Here is an 18,091-nt window from a genome sequence, read left to right on the forward strand (position 1 = left end):
CCCGCGCGCCCCTCCGACGCGACCGACGACAACCGGATCGTCGGGTGCCTCACCAGGCCAGGGAGAGCACCAGCACGGCGATGGAGAGGAGCAGCATCCCCAGACAGCTCACCCAGAAGGCGGGACCGAGGAAGCACGCCCGCAGGTGGGAGGCGGCGGCTGCGAGGAAGTAGACGACCCGGACAGGACGGCAGCACAGCCCGGAAGTCAGCGGTGAGCCGATTGGTGAGCTCGGAGAACAGGGTGGAGGGATAGCGGCCCGTCACGAGGATCGCGACATAGGACCGCGACAGCTCGGGGTGCGCGAACAGGATCCCAGGAAGGGATCGACCAGCCCGAGCATGGCGTCCGCGACGTCCAGCGCACCATACCCGGTGGTCTCCGGCTCGTACCCCGCGACCTCCGGGACGGCAGCGTCGTGCGGCGATCACCCGCCGACTCGTCCCTGCGCGCTGTGCGTGCCGTGTTCCAGGCATCGGACCTCCCCGACCGTGGTGAACATGTTCAGTGAGCACGTCCACCGAGGTCAGTGCGACCCGAGATGATCGCACATCCGGACGGAGGAGCCGGTTTTCCTCGGCTCCCTTCCAGGGATGGAAGTCAGGTGATGAATACCGTGCCGTGCGGCGTTGCCGGGGTCGCTCGCGGCGTCCGACCGGAGCGAGGAAGCCCCCGGTCCGCGGCCCGGGTCAGGCTTCGGGGGCGGAGCCGGTGGAGCCGCGGACGACGAGCTGGGGCCGCACCACCACCAAGGTGCGGGAGGGGCGACGGGACTCCTCGCCGCCACTGAGCGCGGCGCGCACGGCCGCGCGAGCCAGGGCGGGCACGGCCTGGCGCATGGTGGTCAGCGGCGGGTTCGTCAGGGCCGACCAGAACACGTCGTCGTAGCCGACCACGGAGACGTCCCCCGGGATCGCCAGGCCCATCGCGCGCACAGCCTCCAGGGCGCCGGCGGCCATCACGTCCGACCCGCACATGATCGCGGTGGCGCCGCGGGCGACCAGGTCGCGGGCGGCCTCGTAGCCCCCGGCGTAGGAGAAGTCGGTGTAGGAGACGGGGCGCTCCTCGCGGTCGCTGTCGGCGGAAGCCTCCTCGAAGACCCGCACCTTCTCGCGCACCGGCCAGGTGCGCTCGTCCCCCACCGCGAGGCCGATGCGGTGGTGGCCGAGGTCCTCGAGGTGCTGCAGGGTGGCGCGCACGGCGTGCTCGTCGTCGGTGGACAGGTAGGCGGCGTCCAGGTCCGGGCGCACGCCGTTGACCAGCACCAGGGGCCTCCCGGCATCGGACACCTCGCGGTAGTGGTCGATGGGGCCACCCTCCTGGGCGTGGTGCCCGGAGACGACGATGATGCCGTCCACCCCGATCGACAGGAAACGCTGCAAGATCTCTCGCTCGCGTTCAGCGGTCCGGGCACGCATGGCCACCAGGCAGTCGGCCCCGCGCGCGAAGAGCTCGGCCTCGATGCGCTCGGCCCATGAGGTGAAGACCTGGTTGTCGAGGTCGGGCACCAGCACACCGACCAGCGGCCCGGAGCGGGTGGCGGCGGTGCCGACCTCCCGCCCCAGCCGGCGGGCCGTCTCGATCACGGAACGCCTGGTGGCCTCGTTGACCCCGGATCGCCCGTTGAGCACCCGGGAGACCGTGGCCTCGCTCACACCGGCGGCCTTGGCGATGTCGATGAGTCGCGCCATCACACCCATCCTCCCCGGTCACGAGCGTCACCGCGCCGTGTCCGAATCGTGTCCTGCAAGTTCTTGCTAATTCTTGCACAGGACGGCGGCAGGATCTATATTTTCTCCCAATCCGCACGGCCACCGACGGCCAGGTGCACCACGATTCGAAGGAGAAGACGTGCAGATCCGTCGCAAGAACTTCCTCGCCCTGAGCGGCATCGCCGCCACCACCGGTGTCCTCGCCGCCTGCGGCGGCAGCAGCGACTCCGGTTCCGACAGCTCCTCCGGCGCCTCGGACGCGGGCGGCTCCTCCGAGGGCGCGGCGCCCGAGCGCGCCGATGCCGACCTCGTGATCTGGACCGACGAGGTCAAGGCCGGCGCCCTCGAGGGCCCGGCGCAGGACTGGGCCGAGGCCAACAACCTCACCGTCGCGGTGCAGATCGTCGCCGACGACCTGCAGGGCAACTTCATCACCGCCAACCAGGCCGGCAACGGCCCCGACATGATCGTGGCCGCCCACGACTGGATCGGGAACCTGGTGCAGAACAGCGCCATCTCCCCGGTGCAGCTGCCCTCCGGCGCCTCCGACGCGATCGCCCCGGTCGGCCTGGAGGCCGTGACCTACGACGGTCAGACCTACGGCGCCCCCTACGCCGTGGAGACCCTGGTGCTCTACGCGAACAACGAGCTCACCGACGTGCCCGAGCCCTCCACCGTGGAGGAGCTGGTCGAGGCCGGCAAGGCCGGCGGCGCCGAGAACGTGCTGTCCCTGCCGGTCGGCGAGGAGGGCGACGCCTTCCACATGCAGCCCTTCTACACCTCCGGCGGCGGCTACCTCTTCGGCGAGGACTCCGAGGGCAACCTCGACCCCTCCGACGTGGGCGTGGGCCAGGAGGGCTCGATCTCCGCGGCCGAGAAGATCGTGGAGCTCGGCGAGCAGGGCGTGCTGAAGACCTCCATCAGCAACGACAACGCGATCTCGCTGTTCACCGACGGCAACGCCGCCTACCTGATCTCGGGCCCCTGGGCCCTGGCCGACATCCGCACCGCCGAGGTCGACTTCACCATGAGCCAGGTCCCCGGCTTCGAGGGCATGGACCCGGCGGCCCCCTTCGCCGGTGTCAACGCCTTCTTCGTCGCCTCCAGCGGCGCCAATCAGGCCTTCGCCCAGCAGTTCGCCGCCGACGTGGTCTCCTCCCCCGACATCGCCGAGGCGATGTTCCCCGGCAACGAGCTGCCCCCGGTGAACCTCGAGCTGCAGGAGAAGCTCTCGGGCGAGTACCCCGAGGTCGTGCGCGTGGCCGAGTACGCCGAGGGCGCCTCCCCGATGCCCGCCATCCCCGAGATGGCCGCCATCTGGGAACCGCTCGGTCAGGCCGAGGCCAACCTGGTCGGCGGCGCGGACGCCGAGTCGACCATGACCTCCGCCGGCGAGCAGATCTCCAGCCAGATCGGCTGACCCTCCCTCCGTCACGGAGCGGGCAGCACGCCCGCTCCCCCGGCTCCCCCGGACGGGGTGCGACATCACGGCGTCGCACCCCGTCCGACCGGCCTGCCCGGTCACCCCCGCCACCCCGTGAAAGGCCCCGTCGCCATGTCCAGCCCCCTGCCGCCCGTGCACCGCGAGCGCAGCACCTCGATCCCCGCGGTCCTGGTGCGCATCATCGTCCTCGGCGCCGTCCTCGCCGTCACCGCCTTCACCGTGCCGCTGATGATCCAGCAGCAGCAGTGGATGTGGCTGGCCGTGATGGTCCTGGCCGCGATCGCGATCTTCGTCATCTACTCCACGAAGCGCTTCATCCCCGGGAAGTACCTCTTCCCCGGCACCTTCTTCCTCGCGGTCTTCCTGATCACCCCGATCATCCTCACGGTGGGCTACTCCTTCACCAACTACGGCGACGGCACCCGCGGCACCAAGGAGCAGGCGGTGAACTCGATCATCGCCAACTCGGTGGTCCAGACCGACGACTCCACCTGGTACAACATGTCGGTCGCCACCCAGGGCGACCCCGTGGAGGGCCCCTTCACCCTGTTCCTGGTGGACCCCGCCACCGGCACCGTCTACTCCGGCGACGAGGAGACCGAGCTGGCCCCGGTGCCCTCCGCCGACGTCACCGTCGAGAACGACTACGTCACCGAGGCCTCCGGCTACACGATCCTCGAGGCGCGCGAGGTCAACGACGCCTACAACGCGCTGCAGGAGGTCGCCGTCCCCGTCGACGAGAACTCCGCGGTGCGGGTGCAGGGCGCCAATCAGGCCTACGTGGGCACCACCCTGCTGACCTACGACGAGGCCGCCGACACCATCACCGACACCCAGACGGGCGCGGTCTACACGGTCGGCACCGTGGGCGACTCCGAGTACTTCGTGAACGAGAACGGCGAGCGCGCCTTCAGCCAGTCCTGGCTGCAGAACGTGGGCTGGTCCAACTACCAGCGCCTGTTCACCGACTCCAACATCGCCGGCCAGTTCCTCGCCGCCTTCGCCTGGACCCTGGTCTTCGCCCTCGGCTCGGTGGCGCTGACCTTCGTGGCCGGCTTCGCCCTGGCGCTGATCCTCAACGACGAGCGGCTGAAGGGCCGCCGCCTGTACCGCTCGATCCTGCTGATGCCATACGCGGTGCCGGGCTTCATCGCCCTGCTGGTGTGGTCGAACTTCTACAACCAGGACTTCGGCCTGATCAACACCACCCTCGGCATCAACGTGAACTGGCTGGGCGATCCGACGATGGCCAAGATCGCGGTGCTGCTGACGAACCTGTGGATGGGCTTCCCCTACATGTTCATCGTCTCCACCGGCGCCCTGCAAGCGATCCCCGGTGACGTGATGGAGGCGGCCCGCATCGACGGCGCCAGCCGCTTCCAGACCACGGTGAAGGTGGTGACCCCGCTGCTGCTGGTGGCCGTGGCCCCGCTGCTGGTGGCTTCCTTCGCCTTCAACTTCAACAACTTCAACGCGATCGAGCTGCTCACCGAGGGCGGTCCGTTCCTGCCGGGCGAGTACACCCGCGGCGGCACCGACATCCTGATCTCGATGATCTACCGCATCGCCTTCGGCGGCTCGGGGGCCGACTTCGGCTTCGCCTCCGCCGTCTCCGTCGCCCTGTTCGCGCTGACCGGCGTGCTCGCGGCGATCCAGTTCCGGTTCACCAGCGTCCTCGAAGACGTCAACTGAGAGGCGGCCCGATCATGAGCACGCAGACTTCGCAGCAGACCTCCGTCACCGCGCAGCGGCGGATGCCCTTCGGCCGCTGGATGGCCGAGGTCGGGTGGCGCCACGTCGTCGGCATCCTCGCCGTCGCCTTCGCGGTGTTCCCCATCCTGTTCATCGTCTCCGCCTCGGTGAACCCGCTGGGCACCGTCTCCAGCTCCGGCCTGATCCCCAAGGCCTTCTCCCTGGTGCACTACGAGTCCCTGATCGCGGGCGATCGCGGGCCCTTCCTGCGCTGGTACGCGAACACGGTCATCGTGTGCGGCACCGTCGCCCTGGTGCAGGTGTTCCTCTCCACCCTGGCGGCCTACGCCTTCAGCCGCCTGCGATTCGCCGGTCGCCGCATCGGCCTGCTCTCGCTGCTGCTGGTGATGATGTTCCCGGCGTTCCTGGCGATGATCGCGGTCTACTCGATGGTCTCCGGGCTGGGCAAGGCGATCCCCTTCCTGGGTCTGGACTCGCTGCCGGGCTACATCATCGTGCTGCTGGGCGGCTCGCTCGGCCAGGTGTGGCTGATCAAGGGCTTCTTCGACACCGTGCCCAAGGAGCTGGACGAGGCCGCCATCATCGACGGCTGCTCCCACTGGCAGGTGTTCACCAAGATCCTGCTGCCCACCCTCACCCCGATCCTTGCCACCACCATCCTGCTGGCCCTGGTGGGTGTGCTCTCCGAGTTCCTGCTGGGCTCGATCTTCCTGACCAGCAACGACACCAAGACCCTGGCCGTGGGCCTGTACGGGATGCTCGAGGGCGACCGCTCCAACAACCTGGGCGTCTTCGCCGCCGGCTCGGTGATGATCATGGTGCCGGTGATCATCCTGTACCAGTTCCTGCAGCGCTACATCGTCGGCGGCTCCACCGCCGGCGCCGTGAAGGGCTGAACGGACCCTCCCGATGAGCGATCTCCCCTCCCCCGCCCCGCAGCCGGTCGATCCCGCGATCGAGCCCAGCGGCGTGCCCCTGACCGAGCAGCCCCACCACGACTCCGGCCCGTCCTTCGTGCCGGGTCCGCGGGCGGGCCTCGGCCAGGAGGCCACGCTGCGGGTCTGGGTGCCTGCCGCCTATCCGGCCCGCACCCTGGCCCTGCGGTCCGTGGTGGACGGGGAGATCCTCACCGGGGACCTCACCCCGCGTCCCGCGTCCGACGGCACCGGCACCTGGTGGGAAGCGACCCTGACCGTCGCGAACCCGGTCGTGCCCTACCGCGTCGCCGTGCTCGCCGAGCCCGGTGCCCGCACCGCCTCCGGCGCCCCGGTCCCCACCTACGCCTGGCTCACCGCCGCCGGCCTAGTGCCCTGGGACGTCTCCGACGCCACCGACTTCCGCCTGGTCGCGCACGAGCCGGCCCCGGACTGGGTGGACGACGCGATCGTCTACCAGGTCTTCCCCGACCGCTTCGCCCGCAGCTCCCGCATCCCCGAGGACGCCGAGGGCCGCCCCATCCCGGAGGACCTGCCCGCCTGGGCGGTGCCGATGCGCTGGGACGAGGAGCCCGCGGTGCGCGGCGACCTCACCGGCGCCCAGTACTACGGCGGCGACCTCGACGGGATCATCGAGCGCCTGGACCACATCGCCTCCCTCGGCGCTGACACCGTCTACCTCACCCCGATCTTCCCCGCCGGCTCCGTGCACCGCTACGACGCCTCCACCTTCGAGGCGGTCGATCCGCTGCTCGGCGGCGAGGAGGCCCTGGTGCGGCTCTCGAAGGCGCTGCACGCGCGCGGTATGCGCCTGGTGCTGGACCTGACCACCAACCACACCGGGGACACCCACGAGTGGTTCCGCGCCGCCCAGGCCGATGCCGGGAGCGAAGAGGCCGGGTACTACCTGTTCACCGAGCACCCGGACCGCTACGTGAGCTGGCTGGACGTGCCGAGCCTGCCCAAGCTCGACCAGCGCAGCGCCGCCCTGCGCGCTCGCCTCACACGCGGCGAGGGCTCCGTGACCGCGCGATTCCTCGACGAGCCCGTGCTCGCCGACGGCTGGCGCATCGACGTGGCCAACATGACCGGCCGCCACGGTGCTGTGGACCTCACCCGCGAGGTGGCCCGCGAGATGCGCGGCACCCTGCGCCGAGTCCGCGCCCGCACCGGCCGGGACACCTGGCTGGTCGCCGAGCACGGCCACGACGCCACCGGGGACCTCGACGGCGACGGCTGGCACGGCACTATGAACTACACCGGCTTCACCCGGCCCCTGTGGGCCTGGCTGGCCGAGCCCGGCAGCGCCCTGAACTGGCTGGGACTGCCCATGACGACGCCGCGGCTGCCCGGCGGTGCCGTCTCCCGCAGCCTGCGCGACTACAACGCGCAGATGCCCTGGCCCTCCCGCCTCCACTCCCAGAACCAGCTCTCCAGCCACGACACGCCCCGCACCCGCACCGTGGTCGGCGAGCGCGGCCGCCAGCTCACCGCCGTCGCCGCCCTGGCGGCCCTTCCCGGGGTGCCCACCGTCTTCGCCGGGGACGAGCTCGGCGCCGAGGGCCTCACCGGGGAGCACGCCCGCACCCCGATGCCCTGGGCCGCCATCGACGCCCTCTCCGAGCAGGCGGGTGATCCCGGGGACGCCGATCTTCCGGTCGATGCCGAGGTGCTGGAGGCCACCCGCACCCTGCTGGGCCTGCGCCGCGAGCACCCGGCCCTGCGCCGCGGCGGCCTGCGCTGGCTGCACACCGGGGACGACGCCCTTGTGCTCGTGCGCACCCACCCGGACGGCGACATCATCGTGCACCTGGCCCGGGACGCCCACGATCCCGTCGCCTTGGACCTGCGGTCCCTGCCCGGCGTGACCGGTGCCCATCCCCTGGCGGCCGTCGGCGGCGCCACCGCCGCCGCGGACGGACCGCTGCTGCACCTGCAGGCCACCGCGGCCGGCGCCACCGTGCTGGCTGCTGAAACGACCACGGAACCGACCTCTGTCTGAGACTCCACGAATCCTCCGGGCCGGCACTCCCCGTCGGCCCGGCGCCCCGCACCGCCCCCCCCCATCGGAAGGACACCATGACCACCACCTCCTCGCCCGCCCCCGCGACCGCGCAGCCGGAGGCCGGCGCCCCCGAATGGTGGCGCGACGCCGTGGTCTACCAGGTGTATCCCCGCTCCTTCGCCGATGCGGACGGCGACGGCATGGGCGACCTGCCCGGCGTCACCTCCCGCCTGCCCTACCTGCGCGAGCTCGGCGTGGACGCCCTCTGGCTCTCGCCCTTCTACACCTCCCCGCAGCGCGACGGCGGCTACGACGTGGCCGACTACTGCGACGTGGACCCGCGCTTCGGCTCCCTCGCCGATGCCGACGAGCTCATCGCCTCCGCCCATGCGATGGGCCTGAAGGTGATCGTGGACATCGTCCCCAACCACTCCTCGAGCGAGCACGAACTGTTCCAGCAGGCGCTGGCGGCCGGGCCCGGCTCCCCCGAGCGGGACATGTACGTGTTCGCCGACGGCCGGGGGGAGCACGGCGAGCTGCCGCCGAACAACTGGACCTCGATCTTCCACGGCGAGGCCTGGACCCGCGTCACCGAGGCGGACGGCACGCCCGGGCAGTGGTACCTGCACATCTTCGACACCTCCCAGCCGGACTGGAACTGGCAGAACCCGCGCGTGCACGCCCTGTTCCGGGATGTGCTGCGGTTCTGGCTGGATCGCGGGGCCGACGGGTTCCGCGTGGATGTCGCCCACGGGATGGTCAAGCCCGAGGGGCTGCCGGACGCCGCCGTCAACGCCGAGGGGCTGCTGGACATCCCCGAGGGAGAGGTGCCGATCTACTTCGACAACGACGGGGTGCTGGAGATCTACCGCGAGTGGCGGCCGATCCTGGACTCCTACGAGGGCGAGCGGATGATGGTGCTGGAGGCCTGGATCCCCGAGCACCGGCTGCCGCTGTACATCGGCCCCGAAGAGGCGCACCAGTCCTTCAACTTCGGGTTCCTCCAGGCCACCTGGGGCGTGGAGACGATGCGGGCGGCGATCGAGAAGCCGCTGGCCCTGGCCGATGCCGTGGGAGCGCCCACCACCTGGGTGCTGTCCAACCACGACGTGATCCGGCACGCCACCCGCTACGGCTTCCCGCCCGGCTACCGCTTCGGCGAGGGGCTGGGCCGCGAGGAGACGCCGGACGCGGCGCTGGGCCTGGCCCGCGCCCGCGCGGCGACGCTGCTGATGCTGTCCCTGCCGGGCGCCGCCTACCTGTACCAGGGCGAGGAGCTGGGCCTGCCGGAGGTCGCGGAGATCCCCGACGCGCTGCGAGAGGACCCCGCCCATCTTCGGGCCGGGGTGCCCGGCCGCGACGGCTGCCGCGTGCCGCTGCCCTGGCGGGCGGACGCCCCGGCGCACGGCTTTTCCCCCACCGGCGAGAGCTGGCTGCCGCAGCCGGAGGAGTTCGGGGCGCTGGCGGCGGATGCGCAGGAGGGCGTGCCCGGGTCGACGCTGGAGATGTACCGCGCCGCGATCGCGCTGCGCAGGGAGCACGGCCTGGGCCGCTCGGACGCCCCGGTGGAGTTCCTCGAGGACCTGCCCGAGGGCCTGCTGGGCCTGGTGCGCGGCGAGGTGGTGGTGCTGGTGAACACCTCGGAGCAGGAGCTGCCCCTGCCCGCCGGACCGGACGGCCTCGACCTCGCGGACGCGGAGGTGCTGGTCGGCTCCGCCGAGCCCGTGCCCGGCCGGCTCCCGGCCGACGCCGCCGTGTGGCTGCGTCGGCGCTGAGCCGCCGCTGCGCCGGGGAGGAGCAGCACTGACGCCGCCGGCGGATCGCCGGTGAGTCGCGGTGCTCACGTCCGGCCGCGCAGGGCCCGTCCCTGCGCGGCGGGAGCCCGCCTCCCCGCTAGGATCGCGCTCATGCGCTCGCCCTCCGCCCCGGTCGATCCCGGGTTCGACGTCGTCGTCCTCGGCGCCGGCCTGAACTCCCTGAACCTCACCATCGCCTTCCACGCCCAGTACGGGATGCGCTGCACCACCGTGGTGCGCACCCCGGTGGCGATGAACGAGCGCACGGTCACGACGGACCTCGTCACCCTCGGCGCCGACGCGAGCGACGAGGACCTGCGCGATGCGCTGATCGACCTGGCCGCCCAGCGCCCGGCCGGCCGGCCGGCGCTGCTGCTGACCAACGCGGACTCCCTCATCGAGCTGATCGATCGCTTCCGCGCCGATCTGGAGCCGCACTACCTGCTCGCGCAGGTCGACGCCCAGCTGCTGTCGCGCCTGGCGGACAAGGCCGAGTTCGCGGAGATCTGCGATGAGCTCGGCATCGACACGGTCCCCACCGTCATCGTCGACTTCTCCCGGGCCGGGGAGCCGGACTGGAACGGGCACGAGGAGCTGCCCTGGTCCTATCCCGTGGTCGGCAAGGCCGCGAACACCGCCGAGTACCACCACGTCGACTTCCCCGGGAAGAAGAAGGTGTTCTTCCTCGAGTCCGCCGAGGAGCAGCGGGCCCTCGTGCGGTCCCTGCGGGAGGCCGGCTTCACCGGGCGCTTCCTGTTCCAGGAGCTGATCGAGGGGGACGACACCGCGCAGCGCTCGATCACCGCCTACCGCTCCAGCCGCGGGAGGGTGACGCTGCTGTGCGCGGCGCAGGTGCTGCTGGGCGAGCACACCCCCGAGGCGCTCGGCCGGCCCGCCGCGATGGTCACCGGCGACTTCCCGAGCCTCACCGCCGCCGCGGAGCGCTTCCTGGACCATGTGGACTACGTGGGCTTCGCGAACTTCGACGTGAAGGTCGACCCGCGCACCGGCCGGGAGTGCTTCTTCGAGATCAACCCCCGCATCGGCCGGAACAACTACTACGTCACCGCCGCGGGCGAGCCGGTGGCGCGGCACGTGGTCGAGGACCGGGTGCACGGACGCGACATCGCCCAGGTGCGCGTCACCCGGCCGATCCTCTACACGATCCTGCCGCTGCGGCTCGTGCTCTCCTATGTGCGCGATCCCGCCCTGCGCGAGCACGTCCGAGGTGTGGCGCGGCGCGGGCTGCGCAACCCCTTCCGGTACCGTCCTGAGGGCCTGTGGATGCGCGCCTACTCGGTCGTCTCCGGCCTGAACTTCGTGCGCAAGTACCGCGCCGTGTACCCGCGCCCCACCGACACCGGCTTCTGAGCGTCCCGCCCCGGCGCTCCTCGCTCCCCCGCACGACCTCTCCCGCACCGCGCACGACCGACAAGGACCCCTCTGATGCCCGACACCCCGCCCCGCCCCTACACCGCCGTGTCGACCCCCGAGGTGGACCTGGTGCTGCTCGGCGGCGACATCGGCATCTACGCCCTGGCCCGCGCCTTCCACGAGAAGTACGGGATCACCTCGACGGTCGTGACCCGGAAGGTCGCCGGCCCCGTCGCGGACTCCTCGATCCTGACCACCGTGGAGCTCGGCATGGCCGCCTCCGAGGAGGACATGATCGCGGCACTGCTGCAGGTGGGGCGCGACAAGGCCGCCCGCCCCGGCGGCACCCGCCCGGTGCTGCTGGCGAACGCGGACTTCCTGGTCGCGCTGCTGGCCGCGCACCGGGACGAGCTCGGCGAGCTCTTCCACCTGCCGCTGCTGGACGACGACGTGCTCGAGGCCGTCGCGGACAAGGCGACCTTCTCGCAGATGTGCTCCGAGATCGGCGTGGCCACCCCGCGCACCGTCGTGCTCGACTTCGAGGGCGGCACGGCGCCGGAGGTGCCGGAGCTGGACCTCGGCTGGCCCGTGGTCGCCAAGGCCTCCCGCTCCTCCGCGTACAACGCCGTCTCCTTCCCCGGCAAGCGGAAGGTCTTCGAGATCGCGGACCGCGCCCAGCTGCTCGACCTCGTCGGCCGCCTCACGGAGGCCGGCTACCACGACCGCTTCGTGGTCCAGGAGATGATCCCCGGCGACGACACCGCGATGCTGTCGGTGACCGCCTATGTCGACACCCAGGGCCGGGTCACCCTGCTCGGCGGGGCGCAGGTGCTGCTCGAGGAGCACACCCCCGGCGCCCTGGGGAACCCGGCGGCGATGTTCACGACCGACCTGCCGGAGGTGTTCGAGCAGTCGGTGCGCTTCCTGCACCACTCCGGGTACCGCGGCTACGCGAACTTCGACGTGAAGATCGACCCCCGCGACGGGGTCGGGAAGTTCTTCGAGGTCAACCCCCGCATCGGCCGGAACAACTACTACATGACCGCGGCCGGGGCGAACGTCGCGCTGCCCGTGGTGGCGGATCTCGTCGAGCAGCGCGAGATGGAGCGGCTGGTGCCGCGCGAGGAGATCCTCTACTCGATCGTGCCGTGGCCGCTGCTGCGCCGCTACATCATCGACCCGGACCTGCGCACCCGGGTGCGGGAGATCGGGAAGCGCCGCACCGTGCACCCGCTCGCCTACGGGGTCGAGGGCGCGAGGCGCCGCTTCTACGTGCTCGCCGCGAAGATGAACCAGGTCAAGAAGTTCCTCCAGCACTACCCGCGCCCGTCGGCCGACGGCTTCTGAGGAGCAGGCGGTCGGCGCGGTCCGGTCGACTTCTCCGCGCGCCCTGCCTAGGCTGATCGGCATGAGCGAGAACGTCACCGAATCCGACGAGACCTTCAGCCTGACCTCCTCTGCCACGCCGGACGGGACGGTGGTCGCCCCGCCGCAGCTGGTCGAGGCCCTCGGCGGGCAGAACCTCTCCCCCGATCTCGCATGGAGCGACGCTCCCGAGGGGACGCGGTCCTTCGCGATCACCTGCTACGACCCGGACGCCCCGACGGGCTCCGGGTTCTGGCACTGGGTCGCCTGGGACATCCCGGCCACGAGCACGTCGCTGCCGCAGGGCGTGGCCCGCGAGGACGCCGGCTCGCCGATCCGCCAGGCCGTGAACGACTTCGGGAACGTCGGCTACGACGGGCCGGAGCCGCCCGCCGGCGCCCCGCACCGCTACCAGTTCTCGATCCACGCCCTGCCGGTGGAGACCCTCGGCGTCGAGCACGGGGCCGCCAACGTCCAGGCGCGCTTCGCGATCTTCACCCAGCAGCTGGCGTCCACGTCGCTCACGGCCCGTTACCAGGTGACGGGCTGACGCACTAGGGGGAAACTCTCCGCGACGCGTCGGGCGCGCCCGGTTCTGGCCCCTGGGCACCGGTCATAGGCTCGGAGCATGAGCACGAGGACCAGGCACGACCAGGCGTCGGAGGCAGGATCAGACCACGGTCTGACCCCTCTCCTCCGCTCGGCGGAGGCGCTCGGCGCGACCACGTGCGAACCTCGAGGGGTGAACGTGACCAGGATGCGCCCGAGCCCCTATCAGGACGCCGAGCCGGCCCGTCCCCTGCGAGTGCTCCTCACCACGGACTGGTGGGAGCCGGTGGTCAACGGGGTGGTCGCCTCGGTCCAGACCCTGCGCCGCGAGCTGCTCGCCCTGGGCTGCGACGTGCGGGTGCTGACGCTGTCCCAGGGCATCCGCACCCGCAGCGAGCAGGGCGTCTACCGCATCGGCTCGGTCTCCGCCTCGATGGTCTACGACCGCGCCCGGATCGGCATGCCCGCCAGCCGCCGCGTGCTGCGCGAGATCCTGCGCTGGCGACCGGACGTCGTCCACTCCCAGTGCGAGTTCTCGACCCATGTGTGGGCGCGCCGCATCGCCCGCACCCTCGCCGTGCCGCTGGTGCACACGTACCACACGATCTACGAGGACTACACGCACTACTACTCCCCCAGCCGCTCCGTCGGCCGGAAGGTCGTGGAGACCTTCTCCCGCCGGGTCCTGGCGGGGACCGACGCCGTCGTGGTCCCGACCGCGAAGGTCCAGCGGATCCTCACCGGCTACGGGGTCCGCTCCCCCGTCCACATCGTGCCGACGGGCCTGGACCTCGAGCGCTTCCGCCCCGCCGCGAGCGAGGCCGAGCACGAGGACGTCCGGGCGCTGCGCCGCGGGCTCGGCATCTCCCCCGAGCAGCGGGTGATCGTCTCCGTCTCGCGCCTGGCCAAGGAGAAGAACCTCGAGGAGGTCCTCGACATGGTCGCGGCCGCGGACCGGGCGGACACGGTGCTCGTGCTCGTCGGCGACGGGCCCTACCGCCCCGAGCTCGAGGCGCACGCTCGGGCGCTCGGGATCGCCGACCGGGTCCGCTTCGCGGGCGTCGCGGATCCCGCCGAGGTGCAGCGCTGGTACCGGATCGGCGAGCTGTTCGTCAGCGCCTCCCTCAGCGAGACCCAGGGCCTGACCTTCATCGAGGCGCTCGCCTGCGGGCTGCCGCTGCTGTGCCGCCGCGACCCGTCGCTGGCGAGCGTGGTCGTCGAGGGGCGCACGGGCTGGCAGTACGAGGACGCCGAGCAGTTCTCCGCCCACCTGTCCACGCTGCTGGACGGTCCGCGCCGGCGCGAGGAGATGGCGACCGCGGCCCGTGAGCACGCGCAGGCCACCTGCGGGGCGCAGGACTTCGGTCGTCACGTGCTCGAGGTGTACCGCCAGAGCCTGCGCCGCAGGCCCGCGCGGATCATCTCGCGCCCGGTCGTGACCGCATGAGCACCACGACCGGGACGATCCCGGCGGTCCGCACCGCGCCGACGCGCCCGGCGACCCCTGCCCGCCGCGTCGCCGTCCGGCCGGTCCCCGCACCCGTCGCCCGCCCGGGCTCGGTGCAGGCCCCGGCCGCCCCGGCCCGCCCCGGCGCCGACCGGATCTCCGGGACCGGCGGCGGGGAGGCGGGGATCCGACGGGACCCGCTGCGGATCGCCGCGCGGCTCTCCCCGCTGCTCGGCCTCGGCCTCTCCATCGCCCTGGTGGTCTGGGGGCTCGACACCGGGGTGCTGCGCTCGCTCACGAACCTGCAGGCCTTCATCGACTCGCTCGGCGCCTGGGGTCCGCTCGCCTTCTTCGTGGTCTCCGCCGCCTCGGTCGTCTTCCCCATCGTCCCCGGCGGCCTGCTGGTGATCGCGGGGCCGGTGCTCTTCGGCGCCGTCGAGGGGACCGTGCTGAACTACCTCGCCGTGTGCTCGGGCTCCCTGCTGAACTTCCTGATCGCGCGGCACGTGGGCCTGGGCCTCATCGAGCGGATGTTCCGTCCGCGCACGGTGGAGAAGTTCCTGGGCTGGACCCGCAGCGCGCACTTCACCCGCGCCTTCGCGCTCGCGATCGCGCTGCCCGTCGCGCCCGACGACCTGCTGTGCTACATCGCGGGCACCACCCGCATGACGTGGCGCACCTACGTCGCGATCATCCTGCTGTGCAAGCCGTGGGCGCTGATCGCCTACGGCCTCGGCGTGAGCGCGTTGCTGCTGCGCTTCCTTCCCTGGTGAGGAGTACTCCCCGATGCTCATGAGCTCCCGCGCCGCGAGGCGCCGCCGTCGGCCCCTCGAGGCGGCCGGCCGCCGACTGGACCGCATCGCCCGCACCGTCCTGCCCGGACGCCATCCCCGTCGCGGGGTGCGCGGCGACGAGCCGCTGCGCGTGCTGCTGCCGCGCGGCCTCGCCTCGCTGGCGAAGGAGTCCGGGATCGGCGCCGCGATCCGCCATCAGGAGACCGCCGTGCGGGCCCTCGGCCACGAGGTGGTCACCAACCCCCTGCGCCCCTTCGACGTGGTGCACCTGAACACCCCGTTCCCGGACACGCCGCTGCTCGCGCACTGGGCGCGGCTGTGGCGTCGGCCGGTGCTGATGTGGGCGCACTCGACCGAGGAGGACTTCCGCGACTCCTTCCCCGGGGCGAACCGCGTCGCGCCGCTGTTCCGTCGCTGGATCGCGCACCTGTACCGCCGCGGCGACCTCGTGGTCACCCCGAGCGAGTACTCGCGCGGGCTCATCTCCCGGCCGGAGTACGGCCTGCGCGCCCCGGTGCGGGTGCTCTCCAACGGCGTGGACACGACCTTCTTCCGCCCCGGTCCCGGAGCGCGGAGGCGGCTGCGCGAGCAGCTGGGCCTCGGTCCGGAGGCGCGCGTGGTGGTCAGCGTCGGGATGCAGCTGGTGCGAAAGGGGATCCTCGACTGGGTGGAGGTGGCGAGGCTGCTGCCGGAGGTGACCTTCGTCTGGTACGGCCGCACCGATCCACGCATGCTCACCCGGGACGTCGAGCGGGCGCTGGCCTCCGCGCCGCCGAACGCGCTCTTCCCCGGCTACGTGCAGGCGGAGCAGGTGCGCGAGGCGTACTGCGGGGCGGACGCCTTCTGCTTCCTCACCAAGGAGGAGACCGAGGGGATCGTGCTGTGGGAGGCGCTGGCCTGCGAGGTGCCGGCGCTGGTGCGCGCGATCCCGATCTACCGCGACGGGATGCCCGACGGGGTGCTCACGCACCAGGTCGCGGGCGACGGCCCCGACTTCCCGGGACGCGCGGCGGAGAAGCTCGCTGCCCTGCTGGACGGGGAGCTCGCCGACCTCCGCCGGGCGGGACGCGAGGCGGCCGAGGGCGTGGACATCCAGCAGATCGCGCGGACGCTCGGGACGCTGTACGAGGAGGTCGGGGCGCAGCCGCACCGGCCTGCTCCCGGGCGGGACGGCTGAGGCCGGGCCGCCCGGGCGCGGGTCCCGGCCGAGGCCCGGCGACGTCGGCCGCTCGCTCGGCGCGGGCGAGGGAGGCTCGGTGCCGGCTGCTCAGCGCCGGTGGCCGGGCCGCCAGACGACGAGCGCGCCGCTGCCGGAGCTGCGGCGGGGACGCTCGCCGCGACGCAGGGCGCTGATCTCCCCGTCGCGGTCGGCGGTGAACACGCGGCGCTGCGCGGGGCTCATCGACTCGAGGGTTTCGCGCACGCGCTGCAGCTGGTCCTGGAGTGTCTGGACCTCGTCCTGCAGCTCGAGGATCCGCTTGATGCCGGCGAGGTTGATGCCCTGGTCCTGGGACATCGCCTGGATCTCCCGCAGCCGCATCACGTCGCGGGCGCTGTAGCGGCGTCCCCGGCCGCGGGTGCGCTGCGGGACGACCAGGCCGAGCCGGTCGTACTGGCGCAGGGTCTGGGGGTGCATGCCGGAGAGCTCGGCCGCGACCGAGATGGCGAAGACCGGCGCGCGCTCGTCGAGACGGGACGAGGAGGCCATCGGGGAGCTCCTTCCGGGATGCGGAGATGGACGGGTCGGGACGGGCGCGGCGGCGGGCGGCGCCGATCTCCGAACGGACCGGCCGGAGACCTCCGTCCGGCCCGTTCGGCTTCGGTCAGCTGGCGGCGGCCGCGGCGAGCCCGGCGCGCGGGTCCTCACCCTCGAGCGCCTCGCGGAGGTCCTCCACGGCCTTCTTCGCCTTCCCCTCGACGTGCGAGGGGACCGCGACCTGGATGGTGACGTGGAGGTCGCCGGTGCGCTTGGAGGTCTTCAGGCCCTTGCCGCGCACGCGCAGGGTGCGACCGGAGGGAGTGCCCGCGGGGACCTTCACCGAGACGGTGCCACCGTCCAGCAACGGGACGGACAGGGTGGTGCCGAGCACCGCCTCGTCGAAGGAGACGGGCACCGTGATCTTCAGGTTCGCGCCGTCGGCGCTCCACACGGGGTGCTCCTCGACGTCCAGCGTGAGCAGCAGGTCCCCGGCCGGGCCGCCGCCGGGGCCGGGCCGGCCCTTGCCGCGCAGGCGGATCTTCTGCCCGTCGTGGACGCCCGCGGGGATGCGGGCGGTGACGGCCTTCCCGTCGACGGTCAGCCGGATCTCGGTGCCCAGCGCCGCGTCGCGGAAGGAGATCCTCGTGTGGGCCGAGATGTCCTGGCCCTTGGAGGGGCCGGGCTGGAAGCCGGCCGGTCCCCCGCCGCCGAAGCCGCCGCCGGCCTGGCCGCCGAACATCTTCAGCAGGTCGTCGAGGTCGGGGTTCGCGCCGCCTCCGCCGCCGGCGGGGTAGCCGCGCGGGGCGCCGTGGCCGCCGCCGAACATGGAGGAGAAGATGTCCTCGAAGCCGGCGGCCCCGGGGCCGCCCTGGCCGGCGGAGAAGCGTGCGCCGCCGGAGCCCATGGCGCGGATCGCGTCGTACTGCTCGCGCTGCTCGGGGTCGTTGAGCACCGAGTAGGCCTCGCCGATCTCCTTGAACGTCTCCTCCGCCTTGGGGTCGTCGGGGTGGCGGTCGGGGTGGTACTGCCGGGCCTTCTTGCGATAGGCCTTCTTGATCTCCTGCGCGTCGGCGTCCTTGGAGACGCCGAGGACCGCGTAGAAGTCCTTGTCGAGCCAGTCCTGTCCGGACATCAGCGTCTCCTTCCGGGAGCCTCAGGTACTTCTGCGTCGTTCGTGGTGTTCGTAGGGTTCGTGGTGTTCGTAGGGAATGAGCCGGGGCGGGGCGCAGCACGCGATCGTTCATCGCGTAGCCCGGCT

Annotated in this window: 14 protein-coding genes; 11 read left to right on the forward strand and 3 right to left on the reverse strand. The window is 72.2% G+C overall.

Annotated elements, in window-relative coordinates:
• Window positions 1-689 precede the first annotated feature (689 nt).
• A complete protein-coding gene (locus tag DS079_RS00605; RefSeq protein WP_126984393.1) occupies window positions 690-1,691 on the reverse strand; it encodes a LacI family DNA-binding transcriptional regulator in 1,002 nt (333 codons plus the stop codon).
• 160 nt (window positions 1,692-1,851) lie between these two features.
• On the opposite strand from DS079_RS00605, the gene DS079_RS00610 reads away from it, so the two are divergent.
• The 11 genes from DS079_RS00610 to DS079_RS00660 all read left to right on the forward strand — a co-directional run bounded on the left by DS079_RS00610 (window position 1,852) and on the right by DS079_RS00660 (window position 16,311).
• Window positions 1,852-3,132, forward strand: a complete 1,281-nt coding sequence (locus tag DS079_RS00610) for a sugar ABC transporter substrate-binding protein (RefSeq protein WP_126984394.1) — start codon at window positions 1,852-1,854, stop codon at window positions 3,130-3,132.
• A 135-nt stretch (window positions 3,133-3,267) separates the two neighbouring features.
• A complete protein-coding gene (locus tag DS079_RS00615) occupies window positions 3,268-4,848 on the forward strand; it encodes an ABC transporter permease subunit (RefSeq protein WP_126984395.1) in 1,581 nt (526 codons plus the stop codon).
• Between the two features lie 14 nt (window positions 4,849-4,862).
• A complete protein-coding gene (locus DS079_RS00620) occupies window positions 4,863-5,765 on the forward strand; it encodes a sugar ABC transporter permease (protein ID WP_053918813.1) in 903 nt (300 codons plus the stop codon).
• A 13-nt stretch (window positions 5,766-5,778) separates the two neighbouring features.
• On the forward strand, window positions 5,779-7,806 hold the full coding sequence (locus DS079_RS00625) for a glycoside hydrolase family 13 protein (protein WP_126984396.1): 2,028 nt from the start codon (window positions 5,779-5,781) through the stop codon (window positions 7,804-7,806).
• Window positions 7,807-7,883: 77 nt separating this feature from the next.
• Window positions 7,884-9,584: a glycoside hydrolase family 13 protein gene (locus DS079_RS00630; protein ID WP_126984397.1), complete on the forward strand. Its 1,701-nt coding sequence runs from the start codon at window positions 7,884-7,886 to the stop codon at window positions 9,582-9,584.
• Window positions 9,585-9,716: 132 nt separating this feature from the next.
• Window positions 9,717-10,976, forward strand: coding sequence for a carboxylate--amine ligase (locus DS079_RS00635; protein ID WP_126984398.1), 1,260 nt, complete (start codon window positions 9,717-9,719; stop codon window positions 10,974-10,976).
• 75 nt (window positions 10,977-11,051) lie between these two features.
• Window positions 11,052-12,326, forward strand: coding sequence for a carboxylate--amine ligase (locus tag DS079_RS00640; protein ID WP_126984399.1), 1,275 nt, complete (start codon window positions 11,052-11,054; stop codon window positions 12,324-12,326).
• Between the two features lie 61 nt (window positions 12,327-12,387).
• Entirely contained in the window at window positions 12,388-12,894 is a 507-nt protein-coding gene (locus DS079_RS00645) for a YbhB/YbcL family Raf kinase inhibitor-like protein (RefSeq protein WP_126984400.1), read from the forward strand.
• Window positions 12,895-13,101: 207 nt separating this feature from the next.
• Window positions 13,102-14,340, forward strand: a complete 1,239-nt coding sequence (locus tag DS079_RS00650) for a glycosyltransferase (protein WP_126985053.1) — start codon at window positions 13,102-13,104, stop codon at window positions 14,338-14,340.
• Window positions 14,337-15,113, forward strand: a complete 777-nt coding sequence (locus DS079_RS00655) for a TVP38/TMEM64 family protein (RefSeq protein ID WP_126984401.1) — start codon at window positions 14,337-14,339, stop codon at window positions 15,111-15,113. The genes DS079_RS00650 and DS079_RS00655 overlap by 4 nt, the downstream gene beginning before the upstream one ends.
• A 13-nt stretch (window positions 15,114-15,126) precedes the next feature.
• Complete coding sequence (locus DS079_RS00660) at window positions 15,127-16,311, forward strand: glycosyltransferase (protein ID WP_126984402.1); 1,185 nt, start codon at window positions 15,127-15,129, stop codon at window positions 16,309-16,311.
• A 90-nt stretch (window positions 16,312-16,401) separates the two neighbouring features.
• Here DS079_RS00660 and DS079_RS00665 read toward each other — a convergent pair whose 3' ends face one another.
• A complete protein-coding gene (locus tag DS079_RS00665; protein WP_126984403.1) occupies window positions 16,402-16,842 on the reverse strand; it encodes a heat shock protein transcriptional repressor HspR in 441 nt (146 codons plus the stop codon).
• Between the two features lie 115 nt (window positions 16,843-16,957).
• Window positions 16,958-17,965, reverse strand: coding sequence for a DnaJ C-terminal domain-containing protein (locus tag DS079_RS00670; RefSeq protein ID WP_126984404.1), 1,008 nt, complete (start codon window positions 17,963-17,965; stop codon window positions 16,958-16,960).
• Window positions 17,966-18,091 lie beyond the last annotated feature (126 nt).

This window comes from Brachybacterium paraconglomeratum, assembly GCF_003994255.1.
Classification (GTDB): domain Bacteria; phylum Actinomycetota; class Actinomycetes; order Actinomycetales; family Dermabacteraceae; genus Brachybacterium; species Brachybacterium conglomeratum.

Coding starts and splice junctions, on each gene's coding strand:
- DS079_RS00605 (WP_126984393.1), bottom strand. CDS start 1,691: ATGGCGCGACTCATCGACATCGCCAAGGCCGCCGGTGTGAGCGAGGCC.
- DS079_RS00615 (WP_126984395.1), top strand. CDS start 3,268: ATGTCCAGCCCCCTGCCGCCCGTGCACCGCGAGCGCAGCACCTCGATC.
- DS079_RS00620 (WP_053918813.1), top strand. CDS start 4,863: ATGAGCACGCAGACTTCGCAGCAGACCTCCGTCACCGCGCAGCGGCGG.
- DS079_RS00625 (WP_126984396.1), top strand. CDS start 5,779: ATGAGCGATCTCCCCTCCCCCGCCCCGCAGCCGGTCGATCCCGCGATC.
- DS079_RS00630 (WP_126984397.1), top strand. CDS start 7,884: ATGACCACCACCTCCTCGCCCGCCCCCGCGACCGCGCAGCCGGAGGCC.
- DS079_RS00635 (WP_126984398.1), top strand. CDS start 9,717: ATGCGCTCGCCCTCCGCCCCGGTCGATCCCGGGTTCGACGTCGTCGTC.
- DS079_RS00640 (WP_126984399.1), top strand. CDS start 11,052: ATGCCCGACACCCCGCCCCGCCCCTACACCGCCGTGTCGACCCCCGAG.
- DS079_RS00645 (WP_126984400.1), top strand. CDS start 12,388: ATGAGCGAGAACGTCACCGAATCCGACGAGACCTTCAGCCTGACCTCC.
- DS079_RS00650 (WP_126985053.1), top strand. CDS start 13,102: ATGCGCCCGAGCCCCTATCAGGACGCCGAGCCGGCCCGTCCCCTGCGA.
- DS079_RS00655 (WP_126984401.1), top strand. CDS start 14,337: ATGAGCACCACGACCGGGACGATCCCGGCGGTCCGCACCGCGCCGACG.
- DS079_RS00660 (WP_126984402.1), top strand. CDS start 15,127: ATGCTCATGAGCTCCCGCGCCGCGAGGCGCCGCCGTCGGCCCCTCGAG.
- DS079_RS00665 (WP_126984403.1), bottom strand. CDS start 16,842: ATGGCCTCCTCGTCCCGTCTCGACGAGCGCGCGCCGGTCTTCGCCATC.
- DS079_RS00670 (WP_126984404.1), bottom strand. CDS start 17,965: ATGTCCGGACAGGACTGGCTCGACAAGGACTTCTACGCGGTCCTCGGC.